The 14,265-nt window shown below is 64.9% G+C and carries 19 protein-coding genes; 8 read left to right on the plus strand and 11 right to left on the minus strand.

The window, feature by feature from the left end:
• Positions 1–32: 32 nt before the first annotated feature.
• Entirely contained in the window at positions 33–404 is a 372-nt protein-coding gene (locus tag BJF89_RS15865; RefSeq protein WP_075816031.1) for an RNA polymerase-binding protein RbpA, read from the minus strand.
• A gap of 138 nt (positions 405–542) precedes the next feature.
• Between BJF89_RS15865 and BJF89_RS15870 the strand changes: the two genes are divergently transcribed.
• The 4 genes from BJF89_RS15870 to mgtE are packed head-to-tail and all read left to right on the plus strand — an operon-like array spanning position 543 to position 3,191.
• On the plus strand, positions 543–902 hold the full coding sequence (locus BJF89_RS15870; RefSeq protein ID WP_075816119.1) for a hypothetical protein: 360 nt from the start codon (positions 543–545) through the stop codon (positions 900–902).
• 34 nt (positions 903–936) lie between these two features.
• Positions 937–1,623 (plus strand): YceI family protein, encoded by a 687-nt coding sequence (locus BJF89_RS15875; protein WP_075816032.1) that lies wholly within the window; start codon positions 937–939, stop codon positions 1,621–1,623.
• Between the two features lie 18 nt (positions 1,624–1,641).
• A complete protein-coding gene (locus tag BJF89_RS15880) occupies positions 1,642–1,827 on the plus strand; it encodes a hypothetical protein (RefSeq protein WP_075816033.1) in 186 nt (61 codons plus the stop codon).
• Positions 1,828–1,856: 29 nt separating this feature from the next.
• The gene (gene mgtE, locus BJF89_RS15885) at positions 1,857–3,191 is read left to right on the plus strand and encodes a magnesium transporter (protein WP_075816034.1); all 1,335 of its coding nucleotides are present in this window, start codon (positions 1,857–1,859) and stop codon (positions 3,189–3,191) included.
• Between the two features lie 445 nt (positions 3,192–3,636).
• Here the strand turns inward: mgtE and BJF89_RS15890 are convergent, their stop codons facing one another.
• Complete coding sequence (locus tag BJF89_RS15890) at positions 3,637–4,158, minus strand: DinB family protein (RefSeq protein ID WP_075816035.1); 522 nt, start codon at positions 4,156–4,158, stop codon at positions 3,637–3,639.
• A 52-nt stretch (positions 4,159–4,210) separates the two neighbouring features.
• Positions 4,211–4,624 carry a DUF952 domain-containing protein gene (locus BJF89_RS15895; RefSeq protein WP_255372701.1) on the minus strand — a complete coding sequence of 138 codons (414 nt, stop codon included), beginning with the start codon at positions 4,622–4,624 and terminating at the stop codon, positions 4,211–4,213.
• On the opposite strand from BJF89_RS15895, the gene BJF89_RS15900 reads away from it, so the two are divergent.
• The 3 genes from BJF89_RS15900 to BJF89_RS15910 all read left to right on the plus strand — a co-directional run bounded on the left by BJF89_RS15900 (position 4,623) and on the right by BJF89_RS15910 (position 6,531).
• A complete protein-coding gene (locus BJF89_RS15900) occupies positions 4,623–5,009 on the plus strand; it encodes a RidA family protein (protein WP_075816036.1) in 387 nt (128 codons plus the stop codon). The two genes, BJF89_RS15895 and BJF89_RS15900, sit on opposite strands and share 2 nt — an antisense overlap.
• 72 nt (positions 5,010–5,081) lie before the next feature.
• The gene (locus BJF89_RS15905; protein ID WP_075816037.1) at positions 5,082–6,212 is read left to right on the plus strand and encodes an aminotransferase class V-fold PLP-dependent enzyme; all 1,131 of its coding nucleotides are present in this window, start codon (positions 5,082–5,084) and stop codon (positions 6,210–6,212) included.
• A 10-nt stretch (positions 6,213–6,222) separates the two neighbouring features.
• Positions 6,223–6,531, plus strand: a complete 309-nt coding sequence (locus BJF89_RS15910; RefSeq protein WP_075816038.1) for a thiamine-binding protein — start codon at positions 6,223–6,225, stop codon at positions 6,529–6,531.
• 9 nt (positions 6,532–6,540) lie between these two features.
• Here BJF89_RS15910 and BJF89_RS15915 read toward each other — a convergent pair whose 3' ends face one another.
• From BJF89_RS15915 to BJF89_RS15945, 7 genes are all read right to left on the minus strand, one after another.
• Complete coding sequence (locus BJF89_RS15915) at positions 6,541–7,539, minus strand: isopenicillin N synthase family oxygenase (RefSeq protein ID WP_255372702.1); 999 nt, start codon at positions 7,537–7,539, stop codon at positions 6,541–6,543.
• A 31-nt stretch (positions 7,540–7,570) separates the two neighbouring features.
• Entirely contained in the window at positions 7,571–7,951 is a 381-nt protein-coding gene (locus BJF89_RS15920) for a hypothetical protein (protein ID WP_075816040.1), read from the minus strand.
• 222 nt (positions 7,952–8,173) lie between these two features.
• Positions 8,174–8,734, minus strand: coding sequence for a hypothetical protein (locus BJF89_RS15925; RefSeq protein ID WP_075816041.1), 561 nt, complete (start codon positions 8,732–8,734; stop codon positions 8,174–8,176).
• 20 nt (positions 8,735–8,754) lie between these two features.
• Positions 8,755–9,540, minus strand: a complete 786-nt coding sequence (locus BJF89_RS15930; protein ID WP_075816042.1) for a class I SAM-dependent methyltransferase — start codon at positions 9,538–9,540, stop codon at positions 8,755–8,757.
• A gap of 2 nt (positions 9,541–9,542) precedes the next feature.
• Entirely contained in the window at positions 9,543–10,358 is an 816-nt protein-coding gene (locus tag BJF89_RS15935) for a thioesterase family protein (RefSeq protein ID WP_222843857.1), read from the minus strand.
• Positions 10,359–10,363: 5 nt separating this feature from the next.
• Positions 10,364–11,026, minus strand: coding sequence for a response regulator transcription factor (locus BJF89_RS15940; protein ID WP_075816044.1), 663 nt, complete (start codon positions 11,024–11,026; stop codon positions 10,364–10,366).
• The gene (locus BJF89_RS15945) at positions 11,026–12,240 is read right to left on the minus strand and encodes a sensor histidine kinase (RefSeq protein WP_158026089.1); all 1,215 of its coding nucleotides are present in this window, start codon (positions 12,238–12,240) and stop codon (positions 11,026–11,028) included. Before BJF89_RS15945 ends, BJF89_RS15940 begins: the two co-directional genes overlap by 1 nt.
• 88 nt (positions 12,241–12,328) lie before the next feature.
• On the opposite strand from BJF89_RS15945, the gene BJF89_RS15950 reads away from it, so the two are divergent.
• On the plus strand, positions 12,329–13,072 hold the full coding sequence (locus BJF89_RS15950) for a GAP family protein (RefSeq protein WP_075816046.1): 744 nt from the start codon (positions 12,329–12,331) through the stop codon (positions 13,070–13,072).
• 18 nt (positions 13,073–13,090) lie between these two features.
• Here BJF89_RS15950 and BJF89_RS15955 read toward each other — a convergent pair whose 3' ends face one another.
• Complete coding sequence (locus BJF89_RS15955) at positions 13,091–14,140, minus strand: alpha/beta fold hydrolase (protein ID WP_075816047.1); 1,050 nt, start codon at positions 14,138–14,140, stop codon at positions 13,091–13,093.
• Between the last annotated feature and the right edge of the window lie 125 nt (positions 14,141–14,265).

Genomic DNA, 14,265 nt, shown 5'->3' on the forward strand with positions numbered 1-14,265 from the left:
GGAGGGCTTCTACCAGGTCGTCATAGAAAGACTCAGGAGTTCGCGGCCTGCTCTTTCATGAGCTTCATCGCCGTACGACGACGCTTGCGCAACAGTTCGATGCGCTCCTCGAGCAAGACGTCGAGCTCTTCGAGCGACCGGCGCTCGCGGAGCATGTCCCAGTGGGTGCGGGCCGGCTTCTGCGGCTTCGCGTCCTGACCGACACCCTCGATGAGCTGGCCGAGCTGCCCGTTCTTGCACATCCACTCGCTGGGGATCTCCGCGTCGTTGGCGAAAGCGACCTCGAAGATCTCACCGGACTCGGTCTGGTATTTGGTCCTCTGGCGGGGGGCCAGGTCGTGGTCGCGGTCCGTCTCGTAGGACACCGCTCCCATTCGACTGCCACGCAGTACACGATCTGCCATCGGTGCATCACCCTTCTCATCATGCGGACGTGGTGGATCATTCCTCCGGTACAACGGACGAGATGCCCGGATAATTCCCGGGCGACACCACAAAGCTCAACCACAACACTCTACCGCAGAAGTGCAATGATGGACGACATGACCGACCACGCCACCGATGCACAGCGGACGACACCTCACCGGTGCGCATGGTGCAACCGCGAGATAGCCCAGGAAGGGCCGGGACGACGGCGCCGCTACTGCAGCCAGTCCTGCCGTCAGCGCGCCTACGAACAACGCCAGTCGCTCAAGGACACGACCATTCCCGCGGACTCCGTCATCCTCTCGAAAGCAGCTGCAGAGGAACTCACTGACCGTCTTTTCGAGGTCCGTTGCGCAGCAGAAGACATCCGCGAAGCCGTCGCCGACGGCGAGCCGTCCGACAGCGTCCTGCAACTCTGTCAGGAACTCGTCACCCTCGCCAGGGATGCGGAGGGGGTCCGGGGGAGAAGCGAATAGGGTTCGCGGGCGGCGGCGGCTAGCATGGACAGACATGCGGAAAGGTATCGTCACGCTGGTCGTTGTCACCGTCGTCGCACTGGCCATCGCCATTGTCGGCCCGCCGGTGTACAGACTTCTCACCAGTGAGGGACTGCAGACCGCATCCATCGCCGACGGAAGCGGCGAGCCGGCTACGGTGGGTGTGGACGGCCACTGGGACGTCGTCAGCGGAGCAGGGGAGAACTCCAGCGAAGCCGGATACACGTTCAATGAGGTCCTTCCGGGCCAGGAGAAGTCAACCTCAGGCAGGACGTCCTCCGTGAGCGGTTCGCTCGTGGTGACCGACGGGATCCTGGAGGAGGGCAAGGTGACTGTCGACGTCGACAGCATCGAGTCCGACATAGAGAAGCGCGACATCCACGTCCGGGACAACATCCTGCACACCGACCAGTACCCTGAAGCGACGTTCACCATCTCCGACCCGGTGGATCTGTCGTCTCTTCCCGAGGACGGTAGTGTTGACACGGTAACCGTCAACGGCGAGCTCACCATGCACGGCAAGACCAATGACGTCACCGCTGAACTGACAGTGCTCAGGACAGGGGAGAACGTCATCGTGGAAGGCCAGGTGCCGGTGGAACGGGAAGCTTTCGGAATTGTCTCGCCGGAGTTCGTCGCGTCACAGATCGCCGAAGAAGGCACCGTGGACCTGCTGTTGGTCTTCGGGCTCCAGAGCTGACCCTGAGAGGACATCACCATGGACAGAGACGTCATGGTCTTCACCCGGTGGATCCGGCTCGTCGCACTTGTCGCGGCCACGGGGTTCATGGTCTTTACGGGCGGAACGCTCGGATATATCTTCGCTGCCGTCTGTGTGGCGTTCCTCGGACTCACCATATGGCAGTTACTGAAGCTGTACAGGGATGACAGATACCGCACGTAACAGGAGACGCACAGCCTTCAGGAGGCCCCATGGGACAGGACATCACGAGCCTTCTGGAGCGGCAGGATGTGGCTGCACTGCAGGTCGAGCTCAACGGAATGACGACCGTCGCCGTCGCCGACGAGATGTCTCGGCGAAGTACCGACGAGCAGGCGGTCATTTTCCGGCTCCTTGACAAAGACCGGGCGATCCAGGTGTTCGAGTACCTGGACGTTGTCCACCAGGCCGATCTGATGACGGGACTGAGAGAGGCCCGCTTCGCCGACCTTCTTCTCACTTTGCCGGACGACGACCGCGCCCAACTGCTCGGCGAGATGCCGGCCGCTGTCGCCGCCCGCATGATGACCGGGCTTCCCGCGGACCGCCGCAAGATCACAGCAGAGCTGCTGGGCTACCCGGATGAGTCAGCGGGTCGCGTCATGACGCCGGTACCGACCGTGATCGACGTCGGCAACAGCAGGGAACAGGCGTTGAAGAAGCTCCGGGGCCGTGAGTTGAGGAACCGGGATATCGCGGTTCTCGCTGTCACGGATTCCACACGGCAGCTTGTCGGCGTCGTGAACCTCGCATCGTTGGTCACCGCCGCCGACGGCACTCCGGTATCCGAGTTGATGAACGTCGAGACCCATGCCGTCAATGCCACCGAGGACCAGGAGGTCGCCGCACGCCTCGTCCAGGAAGCCGACCTGCTCGCACTGCCGGTCGTCGATGACGAAGGGCGTTTCCTCGGCATGATCACGGTCGATGACGCCATGGAGATCCTCGAGCTGGAGGTGACCGAGGACGTCTACCGTTCTGGCGGCTCTGAGCCACTGAAGCAGCCGTATCTGACGGCGACGGTCTTCCACCTGGCCCGCAAACGCGGTGTCTGGCTCCTGGTGCTGATTCTGACGGCTGTGCTGACAGTCAACGTCATGTCTTTCTTCGAGGACACATTGTCGAAGGTGGTTGTGCTGGCGACCTTCGTGCCGATGATCACCGGAACGGGCGGTAACGCAGGATCACAGGCCGCGTCGTCCGTGGTTCGTGCGCTTGCCGTTGATGAGGTCCGGCCACGAGACATCTGGCGGGTCATCTGGCGAGAGGTCCGCGTCGGATTCATCCTGGGAGTCTTCCTCGGTGCATTGATCTTCCCGTTTATCACGCTGTTCTATGAATGGCGCATCGGCGCGGTGATGGCGCTGACGATTGTGGGCATCTGCACCTGGGCATGCATCGTCGGCGGAGTGCTCCCGCTGGTCGCCCGAAAAATCGGCGTGGATCCGGCCGTGTTCTCGACCCCGGTGGTTTCAACGCTGGTGGACGCGACCGGTCTGGTCATCTACTTCAGCATCGCCCAAATTATCCTGTCGAGCATGCTCTGAGCGTGACTGACAAAGGGGAAAGGTCGCTACCATTACGTCACAGTGACGTAATGGTAGCGACTTTCCCCGTGGTGTACGACACGGGGAACTGAACTCCATACGGCGCCATCCGTTACGGCAGACCGGCACATCGCACTCCGAACAGGCTGCCGGCCCATAACGTCGCCATGTCACGACGGGCCGACAAACCCAACGAGATCCAAGGGGTCAGGCGCGACCTGCCAGGCGCGGCCACATCGACACAGCCGTCCGAACAACCAGCATCCGGGAACGCCGAGGTTCAGAGTGCAGACCGGGACGCCGACGCATCAACGTTCGAGGGCGGCCGACGGTACGCGCCACATTCCCGCCCCATCGAGCTCAGTCCATATTTCGCCGATAATATACATTATGACACTTCGAAGGTCTAGACGACTGGTGCCAGACACCGGTGTCGTCGACGTGGCTACCCTCTGCCACCGCTCCCCGTGTCGGTCCCCAGCACATATGCCGCCTGACCAAGGTGTATCACCGCGTCATGCAGGATACTGATGAGGCGAACACCTCTGGTGACGGGCGGATCCCAGGCATCGTCGACGACTGCATCGAGATCCGCGTCACCCAATGTGGAGAGATAGGCGTCCACGGCATCACAGACGGTGGTCACATAGTCGATGACAGGACCAGCCTCAGCGGCAGTCACCTCCCGTGCCTGAGTAGGCGACTGCCCGAAGCCCATCGACTCACCCGCGCCACGAATGCCTGAGGAACTGTCGTACCCCTCGGACGTCCAGACCTGCTCGTCGGACGTCAGCCCGGACAACTGGACATCAAGTTCCCGGCCGGTGTGCCACAACAGCCAGACCAGTGAATTCGGGTGGCCCGCCGGATGCGCATTGACTACCTCTGCGGGTAGGTCCCGCGGAATCTCTCCCGCGGCATCGCGGACTCGACCGGCAAGATCCTGCAGAACTTCTGTCGCCTTCATACCCGTCCACCGTACGCGCAGCGGACTCGGGGTGACCAGCGACAGGCCAGAGTCACCAGACGAAGCGACCGTCTGTTCCAAACTCCCCCGGGTGCACCGTGATGACCCACTCCGGATCCAATGGTCCGTAAATGTGCGGGTACCACTGCCCGTCGTCTCCGCTTTCCTCGCGGATCTCAGTTCCCGAATGTTGGACGGCTGACTCATCAATGGCCAGGACACACAGCGGGACGGTCTCATCCTGATAGAAACGTTCCGCGGTCGGCACGACCTGAGCTGCCGTAGAAGCATGAATGTACCCGACCTCATCCAAGGACATACCTGATGTCGAGACGCGGTACTCCCCTTCCCTCTGCGCATCGGTCCAGTCGGGAACGCGGGCGATGTGGTAGATCGTCATTCCTCCACTCTGCCGCAGACCGAGCTGCTGCGGGGCGTGTCCCGTCAGTTTAAGCTGAATTGCCATGGATCACTTCTTCAGCACCATGCTCCATCAGTCCTCGGCACCGTTCTCTCACCTGACCACACACAACGGGGTCGCATACACCGCTGGGATCATCGGTCAGGACCGTTCGACCGGCGAGCTCACATCGAACAACGTGAGTAAGCAGTGCGAACTGATGATGGAGAACCTCGGTGTGCTTCTCACTGAGAATGATCTCACCTGGTCCCAGGTCATGAGAACGACGGTCTACCTGACCTCCTACGACGACTTCGACGCCGTCAACAAGGAGTACGCCCGCTGGCTCACAGAGCCGTATCCGGCACGGACGACCATTCAGGTCGCTGCACTCCCCCTCGGCGCATCCGTCCAGATCGACGCCATCATCGCGACCGATGACAGAGCCTGACCACGTCGAATCACCCGGGCAGTTGTCACCCCTCATGCTGAGAGACAGATCACTCTGTGGGAGAATAAGAGCATGAACCTCCCACACAATGATATCGACCCCGATGGACTGCTCGAATACTCCGTCGTCTTCACGGACCGGTCCCTCAACCACATGTCGGCCCGGTTCACGAAGGTCATGCAGGATATCCGCGACATCCTGACAACAACCTACGACGCCGCCACCGTCGCCGTGGTGCCCGGCGGCGGCAGCTACGCCATGGAGGCTGTCGCGCGCCAGCTCGTCACGGGGAAACGCGCACTCATCGTCCGCAACGGTCTGTTCTCCTTCCGCTGGTCGCAGATCATCGACGCAGGCAGGATCACCGACGACGTGACCGTCCTCAAGGCCCGGCAGACCGGTGACGAGCCGACCTCCACCTGGGTCCCCGCCCCGATCGAGGACGTCACCGCCGCGATCCGTCGCGAACGTCCTGAGGTGGTCATCGCCCCGCACGTGGAGACCGCCGCCGGCATCCAGCTCACCGACAGCTACATCACCGCCATGGCCGAGGCCGCCCACGAGGTCGGCGCACTCGTCGTCCTCGACTGCGTCGCCTCCGGCGCCTCCTGGGTCTCCATGACCGACACCGGTGTCGACGTACTGGTCAGTGCCCCACAGAAGGGATGGAGTGGCACCCCCTGCGCCGGCTACGTCATGCTCAGCGAAGCAGGACGCGACGCCGTGAACAACTCCACCTCCACCAGCTTCGCCGTCGACCTCAAGAAGTGGCTGTTCATCACCGACGAATACGGCGAGGGTCGTACCCCCTACCACGCCACGCTGCCGACCGACGGACTGGCGCACAACGCTGAGCTGATGGCCGAGGCACGCGACCGCGGGTTGGAGAACCTGCGCGCGGCACAGATCGACCTCGGCACCAAGGTCCGCGCCCTGCTTGACGAGCACGGCATCACCACGATCTCCAGCGGAGAGTTCGCCGCCCCCAGCGTCGTCGTGGCCTACACCGATGACCCGGCCGTGAAGTCCGGCGCGAAGTTCAAGGAGGCCGGCGTGCAGGTCGCCGGTGGTGTTCCCCTGCAGTGCGGTGAGCCGGAGGATTTCTCCACGTTCCGTCTGGGCCTCTTCGGCCTCGACAAGCTCGCCGACGTCGACGGCACCGTCGAGCGTCTGCGGACGGCCCTGGAGAAGCTGGGAATGTAGGCTGGCCGGTATGTTGTTCGCGTTCTCCATCGCCCCGGCGACCACCCCGGAACCCGACGGCTCCATGGCCCACATCGTGGCCAGGGCAGTCGACGTCATCCGGGAATCCGGTCTCCCCCACGAGACGACATCGATGTTCACCACCATCGAGGGCGAGTGGGACGAGGTGATGCCGGTCGTCAAGCGTGCCTGCGAGGCGGTCGGCGAGTACTCCCCTCGCGTCTCACTGGTCCTGAAGGCGGACCTGCGCCCCGGGCGCACCGGGGAAATCAGTGGAAAAGTCGAACGGCTGAACCGGGCCCTCGGCGAGGACGCGTGACGGACCGGTTCAGCTCACCGTCGCGGCCGCGTTACGTTCGCTGAAGTACTCCGCAGCCCGCACCGGCGTGTAGTCCGCTCCCCCGCCTGCTGGCGGGGCGAGGGGTTCGACCACCTGTGTCATGTCAGGCTCCATGAACGCGATGATGCTGTACAGCTCCTCAGAGGGCGCATCCTCACTCGGTGCCAGGACGCGGTGACGGGTGGACCGCCACCGGTCCCCGGTCCAGCGCGCAAGCAGGTCGGCGATGTTGATCGTCAGCGCCCCCTCGACATAGGGCGCGTCCTGCCATTCTCCGTCGGCGGTCTGGACCTGGAGTCCGCCGTAGCCGGGTTCACGGTCGAGGATCGTCACCAATCCCCAGTCCGTGTGCGGCGCGATCCGGTACTGGTCCTGCTTGGCGCGCCCCACCACGGAGAGCGCCGGATAGCGGTTGATGTTGAAGGTGTGCGGCGAATTCTCCGCGCGGTCGACGAAAAAGCGCTCGTCCAGACCCAGTGCGGTGGCGAGCATTTCCAGCAGGTCGCGGTAGAGATCACGGGCTGCTCCTGCCCAGCGGCTGACCAGAGCTTCCAGCGCCGGAACCTCGTCGGGGTACACGTTGGGGCGGAAGTACACCGCGTCGATGTCCTGGTCGCCGGTGCGGTACTCACGGCCGAAAGTCAGGGTCTCCTTGAGGTCGGCCGTGTCCGGGTCGACCTCCTCACCGTAGTAGGCGTTGGCTTCATCGCCGGTGCGTATCCAACCGCGACCTCCGACGACGGTCCGGTACTTCTCCTTGGTGGCGTCCGGCAGGTGGAAGAACTCCGCCGCCGCGGTACGGAGTTCGGCCGACCAAGTGTCCTCGATACCGTGGCCACTGACCATGAAGAACCCGGAGTCCTGCATGGCGCGGTCCAGGCGCTCGGCGAGTTCCCCACGTCGTTCCACCGGTGCGGTGCGCCATTCCGCGACATCGATCAGGGGGATATCCAGCATCGTGCCCGTCAAAGGTTTGCCTTTCTTCATGCTGAGGTGTGGGCAATATCGTACACGCCCGTCACACTCCCGCCGGGATCTCCTTCAGCACGGCACGCATCGACTCCCGTTGTTCGGCAGACACCATGCCGGAGACGGTGAGCGTCACCGTCACCCGCGTCTCATTCTTCGGTGCCACCGCGACCTCGAGGGAGGTTCCGTCCTCGAGGGAGCATCGCCAGTAGGACCGTTTCGGCGTGTCAGAGACACGCGGTTCCCCGCGCAGCCGGACAGGCTCGTCGGCGACGATCCTCGCGCCCACCCTGTCACGGACGACGGCTGGAGCGTCCTCCCCTTCCGGCACCTCCGCCCCGGCACCCACGGTGCGTGACGCCGCCACCTGGAAGTCCCCCGCACTCGACTGCCCGGTGATACGACGGCCGATCTGCTTCTCGTAGGCCACCTCGTGCCCCCTGCCCCCACCACCCGGGGTTGTCGACTCCGGAGTCGACCATCAGGGGATGCACCGCGGCCGCCAGCTCGGCGTGGGGTGACTCCGCACCACCGGCAGCCTCAAAGGCGCGGACCATGATGTCCCAGGCCACTCCGGTGGCCTGTACCACCCGGGCGATCTCAGCATCCACAGCTGGCGTCCGCGGCATTGTCCCCTCCTGTCCCGGCTCCCCTACCTCACGCGGGCAGACTCGATACGCGTCGGCGCCACATAGGCCGTACCTGCGGTGCACAGGATCGCGCCGAGGGTCAGCAGCGTATTCCAGTCCCCGTCCAGTAACCCGCCCAGCAGGACGTACACCACACCCGCGGCAATGGCGAGGGCGAGGATCGCGGCGCCGAAGAGATTCTCGTTCCCGGTTCCGACCACCGGGATGTACAGCAGACCGGCGAGGACGCCGACAATGCCGGCGATCGCACCGTAGACGACCGCGGCACCCGGTCCCTGGGCGGCCCAGCCGGTCACGGCGGAGACGATGAGGTCGATCACCAGCAGGACGGCGAAGGAGATCACCGCGCAGAGCACACCGAGGATCACCAGGTTGATGATGACCTTCTTGGTGTCGAACCGCCCGGCCAGCAGATTCTCGGGCCGGGGAGGCTGGGGCGACTGAGACTGCTGCTGGTAGCCCTGGTTCTGCCGCGGCTGTTGCGGCGCGTACTGCCGTGTCGGCTCGTACTGCTGGCCGTAGCCACGGTTCGGGTCCTGACGGTAGGGCTGCTGGTTACTCATGTGACCAGTCTTCCATCCGGTCACACCCGGATCAACAACTCACCGTGCGGCATCACGAACACCGCGGCCTCATCCTCACGCCATGTCCGCCATCCGGCACAGATTCGGTCGGTGGCATCTGCGGGGACTGCACCGGACTCACGGGTGCGGCGGGTCCAGTTGTCCGCCAGCCACGAGGCCCCCGCCCCGGCACTGTACTGCCATGTCGTCGTGCTGAAGGTGATCTGCCCGGGGCCGAATCCGGCGGCGCGGGCCCACTCCGGCAGGTGGCGTCCGGCATCGGGCTCTCCGCCGTTGGCCCGTGCCCGACGCCGGTAGTCGTGCTGCCATTCCAGCATTCCCTCCGGCTGCGGATAAAAGAACATGGCGTCGTAGTCGGCGTCCCGTACCGCGACGATACCGCCGGGGGCGGCGACACGTGCGCATTCACGCAGAGCGCCGACCGGGTCACCCAGGTGCTGGAGCACCTGGTGTGCGACGACGACGTCGAAGGTCCCGTCCTGGAACGGCAGTGCCTGTGCGTCACCGGTCATGAACACCGCACCGATACCGCGGCGGCGAGCCAGCTCCTCGGCAGCGGCCACAGGTGCCGGGGTGTTCTCCACACCGATGACCTGGGACGCCGCCCCGCCCTCACCGGCGATGGCAGCTGCCAGGTCCAGGGTGATCGATCCGGGACCGCACCCCACGTCGAGGACCCGGGAGTCGCGGTGCAGGTACGGGAGGACGAACGCCATGGAGTCCTGTGCCGTGCGTGTCACGTGGTTGGCGAGGACCGCCGGACCGTGTCCGTGGGTGTACTTCATGGTCAGGAGAACCGGATCCCGGCGAACTGGTGGGACTGGGCGACGAGCGTACCTGTCGCATCCCACACTGTCGCCGACTCATCGACCCGGTCGCCCTGGACGAGATTGGCCTTCAACAGGACGTTCACCGGTCCGGGCGCGGGCACCGCCCGGACATATGTCGACAGTTCAATGGTCGGTACCCACCCGCCGGGCTGGACGTCGAACGTCGCCGGCGGGAGCACGTCGGCGGCGAGCAGCAGGGACTCCGGGGTGAAGTTCTCCCCGTCCGGCAGCTCGACCCACGCCCGCACCTCGCCGAGTCCGCGGGGTTCACCGGCGGTGAAGGCGGTCTGCCCGGGGTGCAGGTACAGCCCGGCGTGGTGGAGGATCTCCACGGGAAACTGCTCGGGCGGCGGGGTGAAGCGCACACACTCGTCGAACGCGGCCCCCGGCGCGGGGAGATCCGCCGTGGACCAGTCGACGTCGGCGTCACCGAGTTCTCCGAGGGTGAACAGTGATTCGCCGGTGATCTGCCCGTGCTGGCTCATCCGGACGCGGACCTGTGTGGTGGTCCGGCCGCTGCGCAGGAGTTCGGAAGCCAGCTCCACCGCTCCCGGGCGTGGTGACCGTAGGAAATGGGTGGAGGCGGCGACGGTATGGGGGTGGACGCTGGCGTCGGTGGACTGTTCGGCCTCGGCCACTGCCGCCCGTGCCATGACCGTCTGCAGGTAGCCGCCGTTCGGGTTGCCCAGAATCGTCCATCCCGGGTCGATCTCTGCGCTCCAGAGGTGGTCGCCGCTCGGTGTGACGGCGCTGACGTCTGCGTATTCGCTCACCCGGATCACTGTACCCGGTGTTCCCGGTGCCACAGGGCGGCTTGGAGCCGCGAGACCGCACCGATTTTGGCGAACAGGTTACCCAGGTGGGTTTTCACCGTGGTTTCACTGATGTGGAGGTCTGCTGCGATCTGACGGTTGGGCAACCCGGCGGCCACCAGTGCCAGGACCTGATCTTCCCTGGCGGTGAGGTGAACGTCCCCGGGGTCGGGTACGGGCTCCGTGCGTTCTGTGCGCTCGGCCCGTTGACGGAGGGCGGTGAGCACGGCGGTGGTCGTTTCATTGGAGAGTGCTGCGTCCCCCTGGACCACGGACCGGATCGCAGCGAGGATATTGGCCGGGCGTTCCGTCTTCACCAGGTATCCATCGGCGCCCGCGCCGATGGCGTCGAGGACGTCACCGTCGAGGCCGTAGGCGGAGATCGCAAGGACCCGGCACCCGGCGGCGCATAAGGCAGGGGTGATTTCGATTCCGCTGGCGCCGGGCATCCGCACGTCTGTCAGGACGATGTCTGGGCGGGCCCGGAGGGCGACGTCCACCGCCGACGGGCCGTCGTCCGCTTCCCCGACCACGGACATGTCGGGAGCGGATGCGATCAATGTGACGATCCCCGTCCGGAAGGCTGCCTGGTCGTCAGCGACGACGACTCTGATCGGTGCGCTGGGCATTATCGGCCCCCTTCCCCGGATGTGTGCAGCGGCAGGTGTGCCCGGAGCCGCCAGGTGTCGGATTCGTGCACTGCCTCGACGGTGCCTCCGAGCGCACGTGCGCGGTTGCCCATGGTCCGTAGTCCGAGCGTGGTGGTCTCCCCTGTCCTCGGAGCCGTCGAGGCACGACAGCGGTTCCGGCAGTCCATTTCCAGGTGACCAGGATGGACGACGACGTGCAGGGAGCGCGGCGAGGCACCGTGCCGTACGGCGTTGGTGACCGCCTCCGCGCAGATATGCAGTAGTACGGTTCGGACGCCGGTCGGCACGACGGCGGGATCGTCGACCTGCGGATCAATTCCGACGACAGCCTCGGCTCCCAGCCGCTGGCGGAAGATGTCCCAGTTCAGCGTCGGCACGGTGGAGGACGCCTGACGTCCTGCCCCCGTGCCCGGGCCCGCCAGCACCCCGATCACTTCACGGAGATCACCCAATGCCGCCTCCGCACTGTCCCTGGCTGTCTCGAGAGACCGTGCCCGAGCGACAGGTTCATCAAGGTCCAGCGCCAGGCTCGTGTGCAGGGAGACGGCGGTCAGGTGTCCTGCCACCACGTCATGCAGGTCCTGGGCGATCTGCAACCGGTCCGACTCCACCTCGCGGGCAGCGCGTTCACCGGCAAGTTCGTGTTCGGTACGGGCGAGTTCTTCGGCCGCCTCCTGGGCGACCCGGTGGTGACGTACCTCCCATCCCCAGGCCAACGGGGTGAACACGGCGACCACGATGATCATCGCTCCGACGACCACTGCGGTTCCCAGCGGAATGGCGTCACCCCAACTCACCAGCATCGCCGCCGCCATCACGGTACCGACGGCAATTCCCGTGACGGTGGCGGACCTCGCAGACCGGACGCTGCCCCGCGCCACCGGCGCCCACAACCCTTCCACAAGAAGGATGTAGGCACTGACCTGGTTGCCGACGAGAAGTTCCAGCAGGCTCACCGGAACAACCACCACGAGAAGCAGTCCGGGACGTGAGGAGCGGAAGAGGGTGCCGAGCGCACCGGTCAACATCAATGCCAGCGAGACCGCAGCCGGCCACGGCGCCGCCGCAATGACTCCGCTGAGGAAGGGCTGGTCAGTCACCCCGGACAGGTACAGCACGACAACGACGACCACGTAGAGCACCATGGCACGGACGTCGCCCCTGCTGATGACGGGAAAGTGACCGGTGTCCATGGAAGTAAGGCTAGCAAGGCACACGGACGTGAAATCTCCTACCGATGGAGGAGGTCGCCCGGCCACCCGGCAGAGAACGATGAGACACATGGATTCCCTCCCCGATTCCTTCAGCTACCTGTCCCTGGTCGTACTGGCGCTGGTCGACTCGACGAGCGTCGGGACCCTGGTTGTGCCACTCCTTCTCCTCGTCGTCAGCGGCAGTGCCGGAGTGACCGCCGGAAGAACTGCCGCGGCGACCTTCTACTACCTGGCTGTCATCGGTGCCTTCTACTGGGCGGTCGGCGTCGCACTCACCGCCGGGGCCCTTCCGCTGCTCGAACGCTTCGGCGATACCCTGACCTCCCCGGGTGCGATGACTGTCTTCGCGGTCCTCGGTGTCCTGCTGGTGGTGTGGTCGTTCCGGATCGACCCGAAAGCCGTCCGTAAGCGCGGCGGTGACCCGGAGGCCGGTGCCCGCCGGTGGTCGGAACGTGTCCGCGTCGCGAGCACCAGCTACCGGGCACTGACCGGACTGGCCCTGGTGGCCGGGCTCGCGGAGGTGGCGACGATGATCCCCTACCTGGCGGCGATCGGCATCATCGTCGACAGCGGCGCCGGTCTCGCACGGTCTGCAGTGATCCTCGTCGCCTACTGCGTGGTCATGATCGTGCCGGCTGCGGTCCTGGCGGTGGCACGCATGGCGGGAGGAAACCGCCTGGACAGGGTGCTCGCCCGTGTCCACGACTGGAGTGTGCGTGGTGCGGCGGGGGCGTTCTCGTGGGCGGTAGGCATCGTCGGGGTGGTCATCGTCCTGAACACGGCGCCGACGGCGCTGTCATTTCTCCAGTGACTGCGGCTGCGGGGCTGTTCAGCGGGAAAACAGGTCAGTGAGGTTCGCGTCGATCTGACTCATGTAGTCCGGGCTGATGTTGAACAGTCCGAGATGTCCCGCGTCGTCGTCGATGACCCGCAGTTCACTGCCGGGGATCAGCTCCTGTTCTGCAGCGCAGTCACGGACCGGGAAGAACATGTCTTCGCTGACCGGCATCACGAAAGTCGTCGCTGTGACACGGCCGAGAGCTGCGGCAAGGTCGCCGCCGGTATGCCGGGACACATCGCCTCTCTGCCATTTCCACGCGTTGTTCAGCAGTGTGTTCGGGTCCATCGACATGAACAACGGATCCAAGAAGTCAGACAGTACGGCCTCAGGAGCGTCGAAGCCGAGACCGCGCCAGGCCTCCTTCTTCCACCAGGCCGTTGAGAACCCCATGACGGCCCACAGGTGGGACTGTCGCCGCAGGCCGTCGGCGACATCGGTGTGCGAGGTGTACTCGCCCCCGGCGAACCCGGGATCGGATTCGATGGCTTCGTTGAGGGTCTGGGTGAACAGGAAATCGTGCGGGGTGTTCTGTGCGGTTCCGGCGATGGCCGCGGCACGGTGGACCCTGTCCGGGAACCGCACGATCCACTCATAGGTCTGTTGGGCACCCATTGACCCGCCCACGACCGCGAAGAGTTCCTCGATGCCGAACTCCTGATGGAGCAGCCGCTGCTGGGCCACGACGTCGTCGCCGATCCTCACCTTCGGGAATGACGACATCGCGATGGAGTCGTCGTCGGTGTTCCGCGGGGACACGGACATTCCGTTACCGATCTGGTTGACGCAGACGATGAAGTACTTCGACGGGTCCAGTGCATGGCCCGTGCCGATGTACTCCTGGAACCATGTCCCGTGGGTACCGGAATACCAGGTCGGGATGAGGATCGCGTTCGTCCTGTCAGCATTGAGGGTGCCGGCGGTGGCGTAGGCCAGCCAGCAGTCGTCGATCACTCCCCCGTCCTCGAGTTCGAGCCGACCGATGGAGGCGGTCTCATAGGGACCCTGGGTTTCTGCGGTGTAGAAGTTGTTCTCGATCATGTCCGGTTACCTCCTGGAATAGTGCGGAATAAGGCGAAATAAGGCGGAACAAAGGGGCGAGACAGGACCGGTTTCCCGACATTCCTGTTCTAATGCAAAACTACCCTGTTTTCCCTCGCGCCTTG

Source organism: Corynebacterium sp. CNJ-954, from assembly GCF_001942345.1.
Taxonomy (GTDB): domain Bacteria; phylum Actinomycetota; class Actinomycetes; order Mycobacteriales; family Mycobacteriaceae; genus Corynebacterium.

Coding starts and splice junctions, on each gene's coding strand:
- mgtE (WP_075816034.1), top strand. CDS start 1,857: ATGGGACAGGACATCACGAGCCTTCTGGAGCGGCAGGATGTGGCTGCA.
- BJF89_RS15945 (WP_158026089.1), bottom strand. CDS start 12,240: ATGGACACCGGTCACTTTCCCGTCATCAGCAGGGGCGACGTCCGTGCC.
- BJF89_RS15890 (WP_075816035.1), bottom strand. CDS start 4,158: ATGAAGGCGACAGAAGTTCTGCAGGATCTTGCCGGTCGAGTCCGCGAT.
- BJF89_RS15915 (WP_255372702.1), bottom strand. CDS start 7,539: ATGAAGAAAGGCAAACCTTTGACGGGCACGATGCTGGATATCCCCCTG.
- BJF89_RS15865 (WP_075816031.1), bottom strand. CDS start 404: ATGGCAGATCGTGTACTGCGTGGCAGTCGAATGGGAGCGGTGTCCTAC.
- BJF89_RS15895 (WP_255372701.1), bottom strand. CDS start 4,624: ATGGCAATTCAGCTTAAACTGACGGGACACGCCCCGCAGCAGCTCGGT.
- BJF89_RS15955 (WP_075816047.1), bottom strand. CDS start 14,140: ATGATCGAGAACAACTTCTACACCGCAGAAACCCAGGGTCCCTATGAG.
- BJF89_RS15900 (WP_075816036.1), top strand. CDS start 4,623: ATGGATCACTTCTTCAGCACCATGCTCCATCAGTCCTCGGCACCGTTC.
- BJF89_RS15930 (WP_075816042.1), bottom strand. CDS start 9,540: ATGAAGTACACCCACGGACACGGTCCGGCGGTCCTCGCCAACCACGTG.
- BJF89_RS15925 (WP_075816041.1), bottom strand. CDS start 8,734: ATGAGTAACCAGCAGCCCTACCGTCAGGACCCGAACCGTGGCTACGGC.
- BJF89_RS15875 (WP_075816032.1), top strand. CDS start 937: ATGCGGAAAGGTATCGTCACGCTGGTCGTTGTCACCGTCGTCGCACTG.
- BJF89_RS15910 (WP_075816038.1), top strand. CDS start 6,223: ATGTTGTTCGCGTTCTCCATCGCCCCGGCGACCACCCCGGAACCCGAC.
- BJF89_RS15870 (WP_075816119.1), top strand. CDS start 543: ATGACCGACCACGCCACCGATGCACAGCGGACGACACCTCACCGGTGC.
- BJF89_RS15940 (WP_075816044.1), bottom strand. CDS start 11,026: ATGCCCAGCGCACCGATCAGAGTCGTCGTCGCTGACGACCAGGCAGCC.
- BJF89_RS15950 (WP_075816046.1), top strand. CDS start 12,329: ATGGATTCCCTCCCCGATTCCTTCAGCTACCTGTCCCTGGTCGTACTG.
- BJF89_RS15905 (WP_075816037.1), top strand. CDS start 5,082: ATGAACCTCCCACACAATGATATCGACCCCGATGGACTGCTCGAATAC.
- BJF89_RS15880 (WP_075816033.1), top strand. CDS start 1,642: ATGGACAGAGACGTCATGGTCTTCACCCGGTGGATCCGGCTCGTCGCA.